General features: G+C 44.3%; 17 protein-coding genes. 14 read left to right on the forward strand and 3 right to left on the reverse strand.

The genetic code is table 11. The features are described 5' to 3' along the window. The first annotated feature begins 3 nt into the window (after window positions 1-3). The 5 genes from EIZ58_RS02875 to EIZ58_RS02895 all read left to right on the forward strand — a co-directional run bounded on the left by EIZ58_RS02875 (window position 4) and on the right by EIZ58_RS02895 (window position 5118). Window positions 4-876, forward strand: a complete 873-nt coding sequence (locus tag EIZ58_RS02875) for a ComEC/Rec2 family competence protein (RefSeq protein ID WP_134699011.1) — start codon at window positions 4-6, stop codon at window positions 874-876. Window positions 877-930: 54 nt separating this feature from the next. Next, the gene (gene ku, locus EIZ58_RS02880; protein WP_134699012.1) at window positions 931-1785 is read left to right on the forward strand and encodes a non-homologous end joining protein Ku; all 855 of its coding nucleotides are present in this window, start codon (window positions 931-933) and stop codon (window positions 1783-1785) included. A 117-nt stretch (window positions 1786-1902) separates the two neighbouring features. Further along, entirely contained in the window at window positions 1903-2853 is a 951-nt protein-coding gene (locus EIZ58_RS02885; protein ID WP_134699013.1) for an ATP-dependent DNA ligase, read from the forward strand. Beyond that, complete coding sequence (gene ligD, locus EIZ58_RS02890; RefSeq protein WP_134699014.1) at window positions 2850-3761, forward strand: non-homologous end-joining DNA ligase; 912 nt, start codon at window positions 2850-2852, stop codon at window positions 3759-3761. Before EIZ58_RS02885 ends, ligD begins: the two co-directional genes overlap by 4 nt. 61 nt (window positions 3762-3822) lie before the next feature. Then, on the forward strand, window positions 3823-5118 hold the full coding sequence (locus tag EIZ58_RS02895) for an amidohydrolase (RefSeq protein WP_134699015.1): 1296 nt from the start codon (window positions 3823-3825) through the stop codon (window positions 5116-5118). A 130-nt stretch (window positions 5119-5248) separates the two neighbouring features. On the opposite strand, the gene EIZ58_RS02900 is transcribed toward EIZ58_RS02895, so the two are convergent. Beyond that, window positions 5249-5428: a hypothetical protein gene (locus tag EIZ58_RS02900; RefSeq protein ID WP_134699016.1), complete on the reverse strand. Its 180-nt coding sequence runs from the start codon at window positions 5426-5428 to the stop codon at window positions 5249-5251. Between the two features lie 158 nt (window positions 5429-5586). On the opposite strand from EIZ58_RS02900, the gene EIZ58_RS02905 reads away from it, so the two are divergent. The 8 genes from EIZ58_RS02905 (at window position 5587) to EIZ58_RS02935 (ending at window position 12857) form a co-directional block, all read left to right on the forward strand. Beyond that, window positions 5587-6069, forward strand: coding sequence for a cell wall elongation regulator TseB-like domain-containing protein (locus tag EIZ58_RS02905; protein ID WP_134699017.1), 483 nt, complete (start codon window positions 5587-5589; stop codon window positions 6067-6069). Window positions 6070-6439: 370 nt separating this feature from the next. Beyond that, the gene (locus EIZ58_RS02910) at window positions 6440-6961 is read left to right on the forward strand and encodes a hypothetical protein (RefSeq protein WP_134699018.1); all 522 of its coding nucleotides are present in this window, start codon (window positions 6440-6442) and stop codon (window positions 6959-6961) included. Next, entirely contained in the window at window positions 6954-8447 is a 1494-nt protein-coding gene (locus tag EIZ58_RS02915; protein WP_134699019.1) for an AAA family ATPase, read from the forward strand. The genes EIZ58_RS02910 and EIZ58_RS02915 overlap by 8 nt, the downstream gene beginning before the upstream one ends. Window positions 8448-8588: 141 nt before the next feature. Continuing rightward, the gene (locus EIZ58_RS02920; RefSeq protein ID WP_134699020.1) at window positions 8589-9767 is read left to right on the forward strand and encodes a pyridoxal phosphate-dependent aminotransferase; all 1179 of its coding nucleotides are present in this window, start codon (window positions 8589-8591) and stop codon (window positions 9765-9767) included. A 183-nt stretch (window positions 9768-9950) separates the two neighbouring features. Further along, entirely contained in the window at window positions 9951-10085 is a 135-nt protein-coding gene (locus EIZ58_RS34750; RefSeq protein WP_255438229.1) for a hypothetical protein, read from the forward strand. Window positions 10086-10210: 125 nt separating this feature from the next. Beyond that, the gene (asnS, locus tag EIZ58_RS02925; protein ID WP_134699609.1) at window positions 10211-11500 is read left to right on the forward strand and encodes an asparagine--tRNA ligase; all 1290 of its coding nucleotides are present in this window, start codon (window positions 10211-10213) and stop codon (window positions 11498-11500) included. A 120-nt stretch (window positions 11501-11620) separates the two neighbouring features. Next, complete coding sequence (locus EIZ58_RS02930; RefSeq protein WP_134699021.1) at window positions 11621-12319, forward strand: DnaD domain-containing protein; 699 nt, start codon at window positions 11621-11623, stop codon at window positions 12317-12319. Window positions 12320-12404: 85 nt separating this feature from the next. Continuing rightward, entirely contained in the window at window positions 12405-12857 is a 453-nt protein-coding gene (locus EIZ58_RS02935) for a chemotaxis protein CheX (RefSeq protein ID WP_167577452.1), read from the forward strand. A 217-nt stretch (window positions 12858-13074) separates the two neighbouring features. Here the strand turns inward: EIZ58_RS02935 and EIZ58_RS02940 are convergent, their stop codons facing one another. Further along, on the reverse strand, window positions 13075-14058 hold the full coding sequence (locus EIZ58_RS02940) for a CotS family spore coat protein (protein ID WP_134699023.1): 984 nt from the start codon (window positions 14056-14058) through the stop codon (window positions 13075-13077). A 28-nt stretch (window positions 14059-14086) separates the two neighbouring features. Continuing rightward, window positions 14087-15175: a glycosyltransferase gene (locus tag EIZ58_RS02945; RefSeq protein ID WP_134699024.1), complete on the reverse strand. Its 1089-nt coding sequence runs from the start codon at window positions 15173-15175 to the stop codon at window positions 14087-14089. Window positions 15176-15345: 170 nt separating this feature from the next. On the opposite strand from EIZ58_RS02945, the gene EIZ58_RS02950 reads away from it, so the two are divergent. After that, entirely contained in the window at window positions 15346-16482 is a 1137-nt protein-coding gene (locus EIZ58_RS02950) for a glycosyltransferase family 4 protein (protein ID WP_134699025.1), read from the forward strand. The last annotated feature ends 15 nt before the right edge of the window (window positions 16483-16497 follow it).

The following is a 16497-nucleotide window of genomic DNA, read 5'->3' on the forward strand; positions in this document are numbered from 1 at the left end:
GATGTGTATAGATTAATCCTTTGCATGTCAATCATGCTGTGGTTGGGGGGAATCGGAGTCGGAGGAGCCGTCCCCTATTCCGAGCCCCCGTCCCTTCCCGAAGATGTGAATGCACAAGGGATTAGGGCTTATTTTCTTGCCCTTAGTGAAGGCGAGTCGACCGTCATCACAGGTACGGATGGTTTTACGATGGTCGTTGACACTGGCACGGCCAAGAGTGCAACAGAAGTTGCAGACTTTTTGGAAGAGCATCAAATCGCTAGAATTGATGTGCTGGTATTAACCGGCGAGATGGATGAACACATCGCCGGAACGGATGAGCTGCTGAAGCGAATTCCTGTAGAACAAATGATTGTACCTGCTCTCATTAAAGATTCGATCCTGCATAAGGTCCATCAGTCTCTACCGCAGATCCAAACGGTTCGCGAAGGACAAACCCTAGAATGGCCAGCGCAGTTAAAAATGAGAATTCTGCATCCCTGTGAGCCCTTGTCTCTTTCTCCCCAAGCGAATTCGTTGGTGTTTCAATTGATCCACGGGAGGATTAAATTTCTGTTTACGAGTGATATCCATGAAGAATCGGAGGTTCGGCTGCTCGAAAAGTACAATGTTGAATCTCAGATATTAAAGGTCAGTGATGGCGGAAGCAACCAGGCATCTAGTCCTCCTTTTCTAGAAAAAGTAGACGCTCATGCTGCCATTTTATTCCGAAACCGTCCGACGGCTGAAGGATCCGATGAAGTCATCGAGAGATTGAACGAAACCTGGATCGATGTGTATCAGACAAAAAATCATGGAACGATTACGGTCATCTCCAACGGAGAGGATTACCGCATAGAGCGGGAGAAAACCAAAGGCTATTTTGATGCAAAGTGACCAATAATTCACCTTTCTGCGAGGCATTCTAAGGATAAAGGAGAGTGTCTATAGATGCATACCATGTGGAAAGGCTCCATTAGCTTTGGATTAGTCAATATTCCTGTCAAAATGTTTTCCGCTACAGAAGATAAGGATATTCGCTTCCGTCATCTACACAAGGATTGCGGTACTCCAATTAAATATTCTAAAACATGTCCTTCCTGCAACCGGGAAATCGAAACCGCTGAAATCGTCAAAGGGTATGAATATGAAAAAGGCCGTTTCGTCATTATCCAGGATGAGGATATTGAATCCATCATGCCGGAAACGAGAAAAAGCATCGAAATTCTCGATTTTGTCAGTCTCGAAGAAATTGATCCCATTTATTATGATAAAACTTACTTTTTGTCCCCTAATGAAACCGGGGACAAAGCTTATACGCTCTTACGCGAAGCGATGAATCGGACCGGAAAAATTGCCATCGCAAAGATTACGATTCGTTCCAAAGAAAGCCTTGCTGCGGTTCGCCTCTATAAAAATTGCATCGTGATGGAGACCATCTTTTACCCTGACGAGGTTCGCGCAGTCGAACATGTTCCCGGATTACCTGGTCACGTGGACCTTAACGAATCGGAAATGAACATGGCTATCCAATTGATCGAGAACCTAGCCACGGAGTTTAACCCTGAGAAGTATACGGATGAGTACCGAGCTAAACTTACCGAGATGATCCATGCTAAGATCGAGGGAGAAGAAATCCAAGAAGCTCCAGAAGCCCCTCGTCTAGGCAAAGTCGTCGATTTGATGGCTGCCTTACAGGCTAGTCTCGAAGCCACCAAAGGAGACAAAGCAGCTGGAGCACCGGCTCGTGAAGAGCAGGAAGAAAAAGAGCCAGCTAAGAAGCGTCGCCGGAAGGTGACGGTATAGGACTGGCGGTAACCACTAAAACCGTGGAACACTTGATTTTTGAAGTGTTCCACGGTTTTAACATAGTCCCAGCTTATCCCATCCCCTCTCCAATTCCCACCCAAAGGAGCAATCACCATGAATCTTACCCCCATCATTCCATTCGAGCCGATCCAAGCGGAAATTGTTCCTCAAGGAGGAGACTGGGTTGCCCAGATTAAGTGGGACGGTGTACGTATTCTGACTTATTTTGATGGTCAAGACGTTAAACTTTTTAACCGGAGGATTAATGAGCGAACGAATCATTATCCTGAACTTCGGGATATTGGTTCTTATTGCGCTGCAAGTTCTGTCATTCTAGATGGGGAGGTGATTGCCCTGGGAGCGGATCAAAAGCCATCCTTTCATGAAGTGATGAGAAGGGACGGGCTGAGGCGGCTAGAGAGAGTCAAAGAGGTGCAGAGGCAGGTTCCAATCACGTACATGATTTTCGATGTAATCTATTGTAATGGTCAATGGGTGCATCAACGTCCGCTTCGCGAGCGTATGGATCTCCTGTCCGATATCATTGTGCCTCAAGATCACGCTCAGCTGGTCCCCTTTCACCATGATGCGGATACGTTGTTTGATGTCATCTCCAAGCAAGGGATGGAAGGCATCATTGTCAAAGATCTGAATAGTTCGTATGGCATTAATGCCAAGGACAAGCGCTGGCAGAAAAAGAAGAACTTCAGGGACATTATTGCGGTTGTTGGCGGGGTAACCCTAAAGGCAGGGGTGGTTAATGCTTTATTGCTTGGGGCTTACGATCTAGAGGGAAAGCTGTGGTATATCGGTCACGTTGGCACAGGAAAGCTGACAAAAGAAGAATGGAGAAATCTCACGCAGCTAGTCCAACCGCTCATCCAAGCTGAAAAGCCATTCACCAATCGACCGGAGAGGATGAAGGAGGCCATCTGGCTGCTCCCGAAACTAACGGTCAAGGTGCAGTATATGGAGTGGACCCAGGGGGATGTCTTGCGACAGCCGAGTATTCAGAGCTTTGTTGACATTTCTCCGGAGGAAGCGAGGTTGACTGATCTTTTATGAAGCGGGAAGAGTTTGAAATTGAAGTGGAGGGAAGAAAGCTGCGAATTACCAATCCGCAGAAGGTTTTATGGCCAGAAGCAGAGGTGACCAAATTAGAGTACATCCAATACCTGGTGGAAATTGCGCCTTATATGCTTAGCTACCTTTCTGAGCGGCTTCTCACCACCATTCGTTACCCTGATGGCATCCATGGAAAGTCTTTTTATCAAAAGAATATTCCTGATCATGCTCCTGATTGGGTGAAGACTCAGGTTTGGAGAGATACGCAGTACATCCTGGCAAATGATCTGCCAACCCTCGTTTGGTTGGGAAACCAGGCGTGTCTAGAGCTTCATGTTGCTTTTAATAAGGCTCAGTACGAACGCTATCCTACGGAGCTAGTGTTTGATCTAGACCCTATGGACTTAGAGGATTACTCCCATGTATTGGAGATTGCCCTCCTGATCCGAGAGGTGCTCCAAGCATTAGGCTTATCCAGTCAAGCGAAGACCTCAGGAGCCTCAGGTCTTCAAATCTACATCCCTATCGAAGAGAAGTATACCTATGAGGAAACGCATGTGCTTAATAAGTTTATCGCTCAATATATAGCTGAAAAATATCCACAGAAGGTGACCATTGAGAGAATGGTAAAGAACCGGGGTAATAAATTGTACTTTGACTACATTCAGCACGGTGAAGGGCGTACGCTTCCTGTTGTATACTCCCTTCGAGCGAGGCCGGCGGCTTCCGTGTCCGCCCCCGTATCTTGGGAGGAAGTACAAAGAGGATTTCATCCCACCGATTTTACCATACGGAACATGAAGGAAAGGATGCTAAAGGTCGGAGATCTGTTTATAACGGTCACAAATGCGGAGAACAAGCATTCATTGGATACACTCCTCAGCTTTCTTAAGCAAAAAGTGACTTGACTTGCGGATTTCTTCTTTGTTTAAATGGACGTGGTAGTGAAAAGGAATGGAGTGGAAGCGGATGAAGAAAATTGTTGTGAACGGAACGGTTGTTACGGTAAACGAGCAAAACGAAGTCATCACCCAAGGTGCTTTGGGAATGGAGAACGGGAAGATTACCTATGTAGGAAAACAGCCAGAAGATCTTTCAGGATATGATGAAGTGATTGATGCAAAAGGGTGTATTGTCATGCCGGGGCTGGTCAACACGCATGGGCATGCAGCCATGTCCTTATTAAGAGGATATGCTGATGATCTTCCCCTTCAGGAATGGCTAGAAACTAAAATGTGGCCGCTTGAAGGTCAATTTACATCTGAACATGTAAAATGGGGAACCTATCTTTCCTTAGTAGAAATGCTTCGCACGGGAACAACAACCTTCATGGATATGTATGACCATATGGATCAGGTGGCTGAAGCCGTTGACCAAAGTGGGATGCGAGCCGGATTGGCGAGAGGCATTATTGGTCTTTGTCCAGAAGAAGTTCAAAAGGCCAAACTAGAAGAAGCGACAGCCTTTGCCCGCAATTGGCATGGTCAAGCGGGAGGTCGAATTACGACCATGATGTCTCCTCATGCCCCGTATACTTGCCCTCCAGATTACATTAAACAAATTGTAGCACGGGCGCATCAATTGGATTTACCTATACATATCCATATGTCAGAGTCTCAGCGTGAAGTGGAACAAAACGTGAAAGATTATGGTCAAAGACCCCCAGCCCATTTAGATCAATTAGGCGTGTTTGAACGTCCTACCTTAGTCGCTCATGCTGTGCATCTGACGGATGAAGAAATCCAGCTGCTGGCAGATCGCAAGGTAAAGGTCTCTCATAATCCCATCAGTAATTTGAAGCTGGCTAGCGGTGTGGCGAGAGTTCCTGAACTCTTGGCCAAAGGCGTTACCGTAGGCCTTGGAACGGACAGTTCGGCCAGCAACAACAATTTGAACCTGTTTGAAGAAATCAAAATGGCAGCTTTATTGCATAAGGGCGTAAATTACAATCCAGTGGCTGTACCCGCTGAGGAAGCGCTGAGGATGGGAACAAGATATGGTGCTGAGGCTATGTTTATAGCCAACCAAACAGGAAGCTTAGAAGTAGGGAAGAAAGCAGACTTTATACTGGTTCGAACGGATCGCGCGCATTTCCATCCTTTCCATGATCCGATCTCCCATTTGGTCTATGCCACCTCGGGTTACGATGTACAAGATGTGTATGTAGATGGAAAGCAGCTCGTATCCAAAGGGGAGTTACTCACCATTGATGAAGAAAAGGTAATCTTTGAGGCCAATCGCATGTTTGAGTTACTGAACCGATAAAAAGTCCCGTGAAGGGACTTTTTATCTTCATTAAGGTATAGGTAGGTTGATTTTAGTCACACTAATGATGGAAGATTGAGATGTGTTCGCCTGCTTTCGGCTAGGATGTTTCCGAAAAAGGCGAGGATCGTTAGTCCATGTGGATCCATGATGAAAAGTCTGGTTGTCTGTAAGTAGGTGTTGCGTCTTCCTGTAGTCGGAAGCTAGACGATAGGGATAGCCATGACATATGGTGATCATTCATCAGTTGCTCAATGATTTCCGGAGGTATTTCATCTGTAATTTTAAAGGATGCTCCATGTAGGGCCACGCATTCACCTCCCTCTTGCGCGGTAACTATATTATGTCCGTTCATCCCGTAAGCATAAGTAACAGTATTTGCCCATTCCATCAAGTTCTTGAAGGCCTGTCATATCTGAGGAAGAGTTATGGTATCATATAGAGAAAAAACCAAAGGGAAGTGAATGAGTGAGAAACTGGTTGATCGGATTAGCGGTTCTGCTGATCTTGTTTTGTTGGCAAGCAGGTCATATCTTGTATAGCGTCTTAGGGGAAAAGCAACAGTGGAAAGCCGAAGGCATTTCACTTGCTAAAGAGCATACAGCGATAGAGAATGTTCAAAAAGTGTCTTTGTATCATGGGAAAGAAAGTTATTTGGTCGTTCAGGGGTCTAACGCTGCACAGATCCCGATGATTGCATGGTTTCGCGAAGGGCAGTTTGAGAGGTTTGAATATGAGAAAGACCTCGCTTCAGCTGAGCAAATCGAAAAATTGGTTCGGGCTCAAGTAAAGGTAAAGGAATGGGTCCGTATCCAACCGGGAATGGAAAATCAAGAGCCACTATGGGAAGTGCTCGTGATAGACGAAGAAAATAAATTTAACTATTACTATTATAATATGAGAAACGCTCAGTTTATCCGTTCTTACAAATTGCAAAAAACCGCAGGGTAGTTGAATCCGCCAGGGCAGAGGCGGATTTTTTTGGCAGATAAGAATTTATAAGATATCTAGAATTCTATATCTGCACAAGGGCAACTAGTTTCCTCTAACTTGACATCAAGGGGTAAACCCTCATTTCTGATAAAATTAAATTTTATCAGAAATGACCCGTAGGGTTGATGTCAAGTTAGGGAAATGTCGCACAACTTACTTGACATAAAGATGTCAAGCGGAGTTTCTGCGCCAAGGCTTGGCGCCAGCCAAGTTTTCTTTGTTATTAAACTCGTTAGGAAAAACATTCTTGCACCCTAAATGATAGATCCTATGATATACTGTTCTAGTAATCTAAAAAAGCCGGTATGCATAGAAAGGGGGCGCAAGCATGAACCTACGTGCCATGCCCGTGATGTTATCTCTTATTGTAAGCTTGGTTTTCTTATTCGGAGGTTGGTTCGTCTATCAGCAGTTTTATGTTCAGCAGCCCATTCAAGCGTTCTTGAAACAAAAGGAACAAGTAACTTTACATGATATGCAAATGACCAAGACGCAAGTGATTTTGCATCTCGATTTTGCTAATCCAGATACGTTCGTTAACGACTACAAAGAAATTAAAGACTATATAGCTACAAAAGCGGAAGGCAGAACGGTTATTATTAACTTAACGAAGCATGGGGAAAGCATGAAGAACTTATGGGAGGAGGAATACTTCGGCTTGGCGGAAGCCATCCAGAAGCAAGAGTACTCACGAATCCCTGAAATTATAGAAGAGATGGGGAAGAAGAGGCATTTAGAGAAGACGCTCGCTCGTATGGATGAACAGAATGTCTATGTCTTTTTGCAGAGTGGAGCGGATCATCTGTATGCTGTTCTTCCTTTAAAGGAAGAGGTGAGACCAAATGAGTAAAGAGATTGTTATTGGGGTTATTCCTGCACTATTTATCTTTTTAGCGTTTATGGGGGTCAATATTGCTCCTCTTATCATTGGAGGTTTGCTCATCGCCATCTTTGCTTACTTCATGATTCGTCAATCCGGTGGAAGCATGAGTCTTGGCCAGAAGAAAACCAAGAACAGCGTTCCAAAGACGAATATGAAGTTTGAGGATATTGGTGGTCAAGAGCGTGCTAAAGGGGAATTAAAAGAAGCCTTGGACTTCCTGATCCATAAGGAAGAAGCCAAGGTGTACGGCATTCGACCACTGAAGGGAATTCTCCTGACGGGACCTCCTGGAACGGGGAAGACCTTAATGGCGAAAGCGGCAGCCAACTACACGAATTCTGCTTTTGTAGCTGCCAGCGGATCTCAATTCGTTGAGATGTATGTAGGGGTTGGGGCCCAGCGAATCCGGGACCTGTTTAAGGAAGTAAAAACCCAAGCAGAGAAAAACAATCAAGACAGTGGAATCATCTTCATCGATGAGATTGATGTTTTAGGTGGGAAGCGGGAAGGCAGCCATCACCGGGAGTACGATCAAACGCTAAATCAGTTGCTTACCGAGATGGATGGGATGTCGACGACCGACTCTCCTCGCATTTTAATTATGGCAGCAACCAACCGTTCAGATATGCTCGATGATGCTCTTCTTCGTCCAGGACGTTTCGACCGTAAGATTGTTGTGGACCTTCCAGATAAAAAAGCTCGCAAACAAATTCTTAATATTCATATTAAAAATAAGCCGCTTGGAGCCGAAGTGAACTTGGACCGTATCGCTCAAGAGACTTACGGTTTCTCCGGAGCGCAGATAGAAAGTGTTACGAACGAGGCCGCGATCTACGCCTTCCGAGAAAAGTCGAAGTCGATCGACAGCAAGCATTTCTCCCTAGCCATTGATAAAGTGATGATGGGTGAGAAGACCGACCGTGAGACGAATGAACAAGAAAGAGAACGTGTAGCCATTCATGAATTGGGCCACGCGATCATCTCTGAAGAGGTTAATCCGTTATCCGTCTCCCAGGTTACCGTAAGTCCTCGTGGGCAAGCGCTCGGATATGTACGACAAAATCCTCGTGAAGACCGTTACCTGTACACGAAGGACTATTTAGAGAAACAAATCATGGTTTGTCTTGGTGGCGCTGTTGCTGAAGAAATTAAGTACGGTCACCGCAGTACAGGGTCTAAGGGAGATTTTGATCAAGCCTTGCGACTTGTGCATTCTATGATTGACAGCGGACTTTCTCGACTTGGAATTGTGAAGCTTGAAATGCTTCGTAAAGAAGATATTCAGGAAGAAAGTGCCTTTATCTTGGACACGCTGCTGGAGGAAACCAGAAGCATCCTAGAGGCGAAGCGTGCCTTAATGGAAGCGGGCGCCGCTATCCTAGTAAAGGAAGAAGTATTAAGCGGAGACTTTTTCCGAACATTTTCCTCTGAAGAGCATAAAGAAGTCAGTTAATACGAAAGCATTTGCAGGGATCTCCTTGCAGATGCTTTTTTTGTTCGGTTGACGAATAAAATGGTTGTTTTTTCTTCAGCTTAAAGTAGAATGGAAAGTGTGTACAGTTAGATAGGATCCCTTAGGAGGTTAAGGTACGTTATGAGATTATCGCAACGAGTGAAGCAATTGTCTCCTTCCACTACACTTGCTATCACAGCTAAAGCTAATGAACTGAAGAAGCAAGGTATTGATGTAGTGGGATTAGGAGCAGGAGAGCCTGACTTCAACACCCCGCAGCATATTATCGATGCAGCCGTGGAAGCGATGCAAGAAGGAAAAACGAAGTATACAGCAGCTGCAGGGATTCCTGAGCTAAGAGAAGCCATTTGCAAGAAGTTAAAAGATGACAATGGTTTAACATATAGTCCTGCCCAGATCAGTGTAGCCAATGGGGCGAAGCACGTGCTTTATAATATTTTCCAAGCCATTCTAGATCCGGGCGATGAGGTGATCGTTCCCATCCCTTATTGGGTGTCTTATCCCGAGCAGGTTCTATTAGCTGACGGGCAGCCTGTATTTGTAGAAGGGAAAGAGTCGAACGAATTTAAGATTACAGCTGAACAGCTGCGTGAAGCCATCACGGATAGAACTCAGGCGGTTATTATCAACTCGCCAAGCAACCCAACGGGAACCGTGTACTCTCGCGAGGAATTACAAGCCATTGCAGATGTATGTATTGAAAAAGGGATCTTGATGATCTCCGATGAAATCTACGAGAAGCTGATCTATGATGGAGCCGAGCACGTAAGCGTAGCTAGCTTGAGTGAGGCTGCTTATAACCACACGATCGTGGTGAATGGGATGTCCAAGCCTTATTCCATGACCGGCTGGCGTATTGGCTATGCGGCGGGAAGCAAGGAATTGATTGATGCCATTAACAATTTGTCCAGCCATTCCACCTCCAACCCCACGACGTTTGCTCAGTACGGGGCATTAGAGGCTTTACGTGGAACGCAGGAGCCGTTGGAAATGATGAAGAAGGAATTTGAACAACGCCGCAATGCGGTTGTTGAGCTCCTCAATAGCATCGATGGCATTCATTGCGTGAAGCCAAAAGGTGCCTTCTACATCTTCGCTAATGTGAGCGAAGCAGTGAAGAAGGGCGGCTATGCCAACACGGATGAATGGGCGAAGGTCCTATTAGAGAAAGAGTATGTTGCGCTTATACCAGGCTCTGGTTTCGGTGCTCCGAACCATATCCGGATCTCTTATGCCACTTCGATGGCTCAACTAGAGAAGGGTATAGAACGGATTAAGCGTTTTGTGGAAGGTAAATAAAGTTCGAAACCGCCAAGTAAATTTGCTTGGCGGTTTTTTCACTTCCCGTTTACCCTATCCTAAGTACGCGCTTGTCAAGTATTTGCTGCAGGAGCTGATTAGCGGCTTCTCTCCTTACATAAATTTGCCTTAGAGTGGCATTCTATGGGTAGGAAGTTACTTAAAAGCAAAGGGGAGATTATGATGCGTGAGAAGAAGAGAAACAGCAACAATGTGGAAGTTCGCGATGAAGCCACAACTCAACCCAAGGCAGCAAAGGAGAATGCAGCAGGGTATGGGGATAAAAAGCTAGACGGTCCAAATCGCCCATCTACATAAATAATAAGCGAACTTGCAGCGATCGGATCTCACTCTCTTCAGTTGCTTTTCCCCCCTTTTGAATTGTATAATTCTAAGGACAATGGTATATATTGTTTTTTTTTATTATTGGGGGGTGTTGAATGATGAATCCAACCATCAGTCAGTTAGGCCGCTTCGAAGGGCAAGAGATTCGCATCGGTGTGTGGCTATATAATAAAAGATCCAGCGGGAAAATTCAATTTCTTCAACTACGTGATGGATCAGGTTTTGTTCAAGGGGTTATGGTAAAGGCAGAGGTTTCTCCTGAGGTGTGGGAGAAAGCGACCCAATTAACCCAAGAAAGTTCGATGTATGTAACAGGGGTTGTTCGTGCAGAAGAGCGCGCACCAAGCGGGTATGAATTAACGGTGAAGGACATTGAAATTATTCAGATTGCTGAAGAATATCCCGTCTCCTTGAAGGAACATGGCGTGGAATTTTTAATGGACCATCGTCATTTATGGATCCGATCGCCTAGACAGCGAGCCATTCTTGCCATTCGCTCTGAGATTATTCGAGCGATGTATGAATTTTTCCAAGAGAATGGATTTATTAAAGTAGATGCTCCTATTTTAACGCCAACCTCTGCCGAAGGCACAACCTCTCTGTTCCATACGAAGTATTTTGATGAGGATGCCTTCTTATCACAGAGCGGTCAATTATATGCCGAAGCGGCAGCGATGGCTCTCGGACGCGTGTTTACTTTTGGACCGACCTTCCGAGCAGAAAAATCAAAGACGCGTCGACACTTGATTGAGTTTTGGATGATTGAACCTGAGATGGCCTTCTGCGACCACGAAGAAAGCCTTCGTATCCAAGAAAACTTTGTCAGCCATGTGGTTCAATCCGTATTAAAGAATTGTCAAAAAGAACTGAAAGTACTTGATCGCGATGTGAGCAAGCTAGCCACGATTCAAGCACCTTTCCCGCGGATTACATACGACGATGCCATTAAGCTGCTTCAAGAAAAAGGTCACGAGATTCAATGGGGTGAAGATTTTGGGGCACCAGATGAAACGGCTATCGCTGAGCATTTTGATAAGCCGGTATTCATTACTCATTATCCAACGGAAATCAAGGCATTCTATATGAAGCCACACCCTGAACGCCCAGAAGTGGTGTTATGCGCCGATTTGATCGCTCCCGAAGGCTATGGAGAAATTATCGGGGGAAGTCAGCGGATCGATGACTTAGAATTAATGAAGCAACGCTACGAAGAACATAAGCTAGACGAAAACGCGTATAGATGGTACCTCGATCTTCGGAGATACGGCACGGTTCCACATTCAGGATTTGGTTTAGGATTAGAGAGAACCGTCGCATGGGTTTGCGGAGTCGAACATGTGAGGGAGACCATTCCGTTCCCAAGACTACTCAATCGTCTATACCCTTAAGTTTCCTAAAGGCTATAAGATCCCTCTCGGGAATTATAGTCTTTTTTCTATTTACCAATGTTCCATTCTAACCATACGGAGGAGCAAAGTAGTATAATAGAAGTGAGGTGTTTTAGGAAAATGGAAAAACTACTATTTGCGATGATGAAAGAAGGTCATCTTTCCCTTCCATCCGTATTGTTCAAAAGGTATAAGGAGCTTGGTCTAACGGATTTAGAAATGATGCTTCTAGTCCATATCATGAACTTTAAGCAGGAAGGAAAAGATTTCCCAACCATCAGCGAGTTAGCATTCAGAATGACCGTGGAAGATCGACAACTGATTTCCATGCTGCAGAAGCTAGTCCAGAATGGGTACTTAAGCATTGAAGATGTTGTAGAGAAAGGGACAGGGATTAGGTCGGAGATCTATCAGATTGATCCTCTTTATCATAAGCTTGCCAGTCTTGTGGCTTCTGAGGCTTTACCCGAGGAAGAAGAGGCACCAAAGGCAGATCAACACAATCTGTTTGTCATTTTTGAACAAGAATTTGGGAGACCCCTTTCCCCTATTGAGTGCGAAACCTTAGCCATGTGGCAGGACCAAGATCAGTATTCCGATGAACTGATCATTGCTGCGCTTCGTGAAGCGGTGATCTCCAACAAGCTTTTTTTCCGCTATATCGATAGAATTCTTTATGAGTGGCAGAGAAATCATATTCGAACTCCTCAGCAGGCGCGTGATTTCAGCTTAAAGTTCAGAAAGCCCCCACAACCGGCTGCCCAACGGAAAGCAGAGCCCTTCCCTTTTTACAATTGGCTAGAAAATGAAACGAGATAATGTGATAAATCTCACACCAAGATAACCAACGATTGGCTACAATCAGGTTATGATATTGATAATAGAAGCGAGGGGCTTTTGTAGGATGGATGAGAAGTATACCCCAGTGATTAATGGAATGATAGATTCAATTACAAACGTAATCCCTTTCCCGTTAGCTGTTCATGACTTTACTTGGTTTCAATCTCCACTCTTTCAGGAAGAGATCGGGGTATTACTCAGTTTGACAGGAGACCTCCATGTGCGCTTTGTTTTAGAAGGCGAAATGGGAGCGTTTAGCAAGCTTGGGGAAAAAATGTTTGGCATGAAACTAGAAGACCAGCTTCTTGAATCCTTTGCAGGAGAGCTGGGCAATATGCTAGTGGGCCATCTTTCTACTTACTTATCTAGCAAGGGTCTTAGAATCGATATTACCCCTCCTACCATTATGGTTGGAAAAACAAAGCTGTATGGATTTGATCAAGGTGTGTGTATTCCATTCGAGATGGATGACATGGGAGTCATTCGCATGAATATCATTATAGATTCGAAAGAGTAAAAGCCGACAGCATGTCGGCTTTTTTTTCCGCATAGGAAATTATAGGTTACTATTTAAATTGTTAAAGTAACCTAATTTCCTATCGGCATAACAACATTTTTTGCTTCTGAACTACGTCGAATATCATCCTGCTCAGAAGCAATTGTTGTCCCCATAGGGGAAAAACTTCATCTTAAGGCGGTCTGGCTACCCTGAAATTCTTCGATAGAAGTTTTTTTTATCTGTTCAAGCGCTTAAGAATATACTTCCCTTTCTTTTTTTCCTGTTTTATTACATGTTTGATTTCTTTAAGGGTTATTAATTTATACTTTTTGAGTTTGAGTAAGCGGGTAAAGACATGTGGGAAGAGGAGGTCAATCATCACGACTTTCCGCTCATCCGCCGAAAGCGGATTAGTTTCCAAATAGGTTTGCATCATATTATCAAAGATTTCGCGGGTGAAATCATGTCTTCGCGTATATTTAGCAAATAAGCGATTGATATCCCTTGAAGGAAAATCAAATCGGACATCTTCAAAATCAATGATGTTAATTCTTCGATTATCAGATAAGATATTACCTTGGTGAGCATCACCGTGGATGAGGCTGCGCTTTTTGTAGGAACGCGATGCAAGGTCTGTGTAACTACTCTTTTTGAGGTAGCGTAGGGACTTTTTCGAAAGTTTTAAAAAGAACGGAACATATTTTGCAAATTCCCGTTTCTTAGGGTCTTTGGCGTTTTTATTTTGTTGGAAGAATGTTTTCATTTGCTTCCTTTTCATGCGATACTCTTTTTTCCAATCCACATTTCGATAGATCTTAACCCTAGAGGGGAAGTGAAGTCCGTAAGAGGCTCTATGCATATTGGCAAGGACCTCAATAATACTTCTTAAGTCACTTCTAGTATTTAAGGGGTGACGATCTCCCTCGATCCATGGATATAAAACATACGGATATCCCTTATATTGAAAATAGAGCTCTTCGTTTTTGGTTGGGATAGGTTCGGCGAGCTGAATTCCTTTTTTTCGCAGGAGCACCTCTGACATTGCAATAAATTGTTGTCTCTGCTGACTAAGATAGAGGCTTTTGAGTATATAGAGATTACCATCGTCTCCGTGCAACTTTGCCACATAGCTTCTTTTTCTGTCATCTTTGATGACAGTGCTTTTCATTATCTTGATGCCATACTTCCTATATACTTTTTTCCATAATGATTTTGACATAATCACCCTTCCTTAGAGAGTGCAGCGATCAAGAATGATAGGGGCTGAGTTTAAGAAGATCCGGGTAAAGATCGGGTAAGTCACGAATGGAGCAATTAGAAAGCTTCTTCATACACCTGGCCATGACATCCGCGCCATTGCGTGGGATGCGCTCAAACACATGCTGAACCCTATCCGATTCATCCATATATTCTTGCACTTGCTTGGAGACATATTGAGCGGATGCATTTTTGCGGACCAAGCATAGATCATGCCCTATCAGATCCTTAAGCATCATATTTTTTACTTGGCGTTCCTTGGAATCGGCTGGAAGGGCCAGTAAAGGGGTTCCTGTCGTAATACAGTCGATCATGATGCCCATCCCCGGTTTACTGATGACCATGTCGGCTGCATTAATGAGGTCGGGTCCGTTCGTGAATAAGGGAGCTACAATAATGGATTTTGGAAACTTGGCTTTCATTCCCCCAAACTGGTTGGCAACCACGAGCCGATAGGGAGTTTTGATTCTACTGAGCTTCTCATACCATTCATCCATATATCGATACCGGAAGGGACCAATACCCCCGCCCATATGAATCAGGATGAAGCGTTCGTCCGGCTTTAACCCCAGGATCTTCTTCACTTTTTTGGGGGACATGGAGATCTCTCTTGAGATAATGGGAATAGGATAATAATAGCTTGAAAGCTTAGGGCTTCTTTTGGGTGGAAGCAGGTTCATGTGAAAAAAAATATCCGTTGTTTTATCCGCAACTTCCCTTATTTCATTTTTAAACGTGGTCGTCCACTCCGAATCTTCTCCTGTGGTAAACATATCGCTATGATAGATCCCCCCAATAATGGGGCCTTTTTTTCCTCTGCTTTTTTTTAGCCACTCCACTTCTTTTCTCCAGTCATGGATGATCAGTTGCGCGTCCAGAAATGGCTTAGGGTTCTTTGCGAGCTTCTTTTTACTGAAGTCCTTCACTTTTACCTTAGGTAAATTAGAACGAATCCAAGAATGGGAGTGGGGAAAAGTGAAAACTTTTATGCTTTGATTCCCTATTTTCTTATACTTCTCGATATTGGCAACGCAACGGCTCAAATGCCCTAGATTTCTCCCGACAATATAATGGATCACAGCTGCACCCCCTTTATCCTATCCTATGAAAAGAAAGTAGGGGCAGTGATTTATTGTGAAGCTAGTCTCACGAAAAAGGGCGCTATCCAGCCCAAAGAAATGACGGTTCCATGTTACGGCTTGGGGGAGTATTCTATATTAGCTTGCTGCAAAAAAAGGGGTGAACAAAAATGAAGATTGCTCTAATCTGTTCGGACAGAGGACCTTGTCCACCTGTAAAAGGAGGAGCTATCCAGCTTCTCATATCCAGAGTGGCGCCTCTGTTGGCCGAAGAACATGACGTAACCGTTTATTCGATAACGGATCCTGAATTAGATAACCGTGAGATCAATCAAGGTGTGCGGTATATTAGGTTTCCCGCTGCAAGATTCTTTGAACAGGTATGTATCCATTTAGAAGACCAATCGTATGATATCATTCAGGTGTTTAACCGTGCCGGATGGATCCCCATGTTGCGAAAAATCTCACCAAAATCCAAGCTTGTTTTATCCTTGCACAATCTATTGAATCCAAAGGAAAAGACAGCTTCCTTAAGAGAAGCCGACCAAATCATTACGGTAAGCAAGTTTGTGGCTAAGGATACAGCACGGCGTTTTCCCGAAGCAGGAGGAAAGATCACCCCTGTTTATACGGGTGTTGACTTGAAGGAGTATGCTCCCACCTGGTCTGATAGAGGAGCGAAGTGGAGGAAGAAGATACGGGAAAAATACCACATTGGGAAAGAAGATCCTGTTATTCTATTCGTTGGACGATTAGTGCCTTATAAAGGATGCCATCGAATCGTGGAAGCCATGCCTAAGATCGTAAAAGAGATTCCGCGGGCCACTCTTCTTGTAGTAGGCAGCAGATGGTATGCTGACAATCAGAAGGATTATTATTGGAAACACCTTCAGAAGAAAGCCAGATCACTCAAGAATAGGATCGTATTTACTTCCTATGTTCCAGTCGATGAGATTCCCAAATTTTTTGCCGCTTCCGATCTTTTTGTTTGTGCTTCACAATGGAAAGAACCGCTGGCGAGGGTTCATTACGAAGCCATGGCAGCAGGTCTTCCGATCATCACCACGAGGCGGGGAGGAAATCCAGAAGTCATTGAACAAGGCAAAAATGGATACATCGTAGACGATTATAAACAGAGCAAACCATTTGCGAAGTACGCGATTAAGCTTTTATCACGCCCCAGAACCATGGAACGTATGAGTCTACAAAATTATAGAATGGTTGCTAAAGTTTATAATTTTAATCGTGTTGCTGCAGATTGGCTAACCCTATATGAGAGACTTCTATCCTCGACCCTCCTTTCCTAAACAGGGAGGGTCTTT

This window comes from Ammoniphilus sp. YIM 78166 (genome assembly GCF_004522215.1).
Lineage (GTDB): Bacteria > Bacillota > Bacilli > Aneurinibacillales > RAOX-1 > YIM-78166.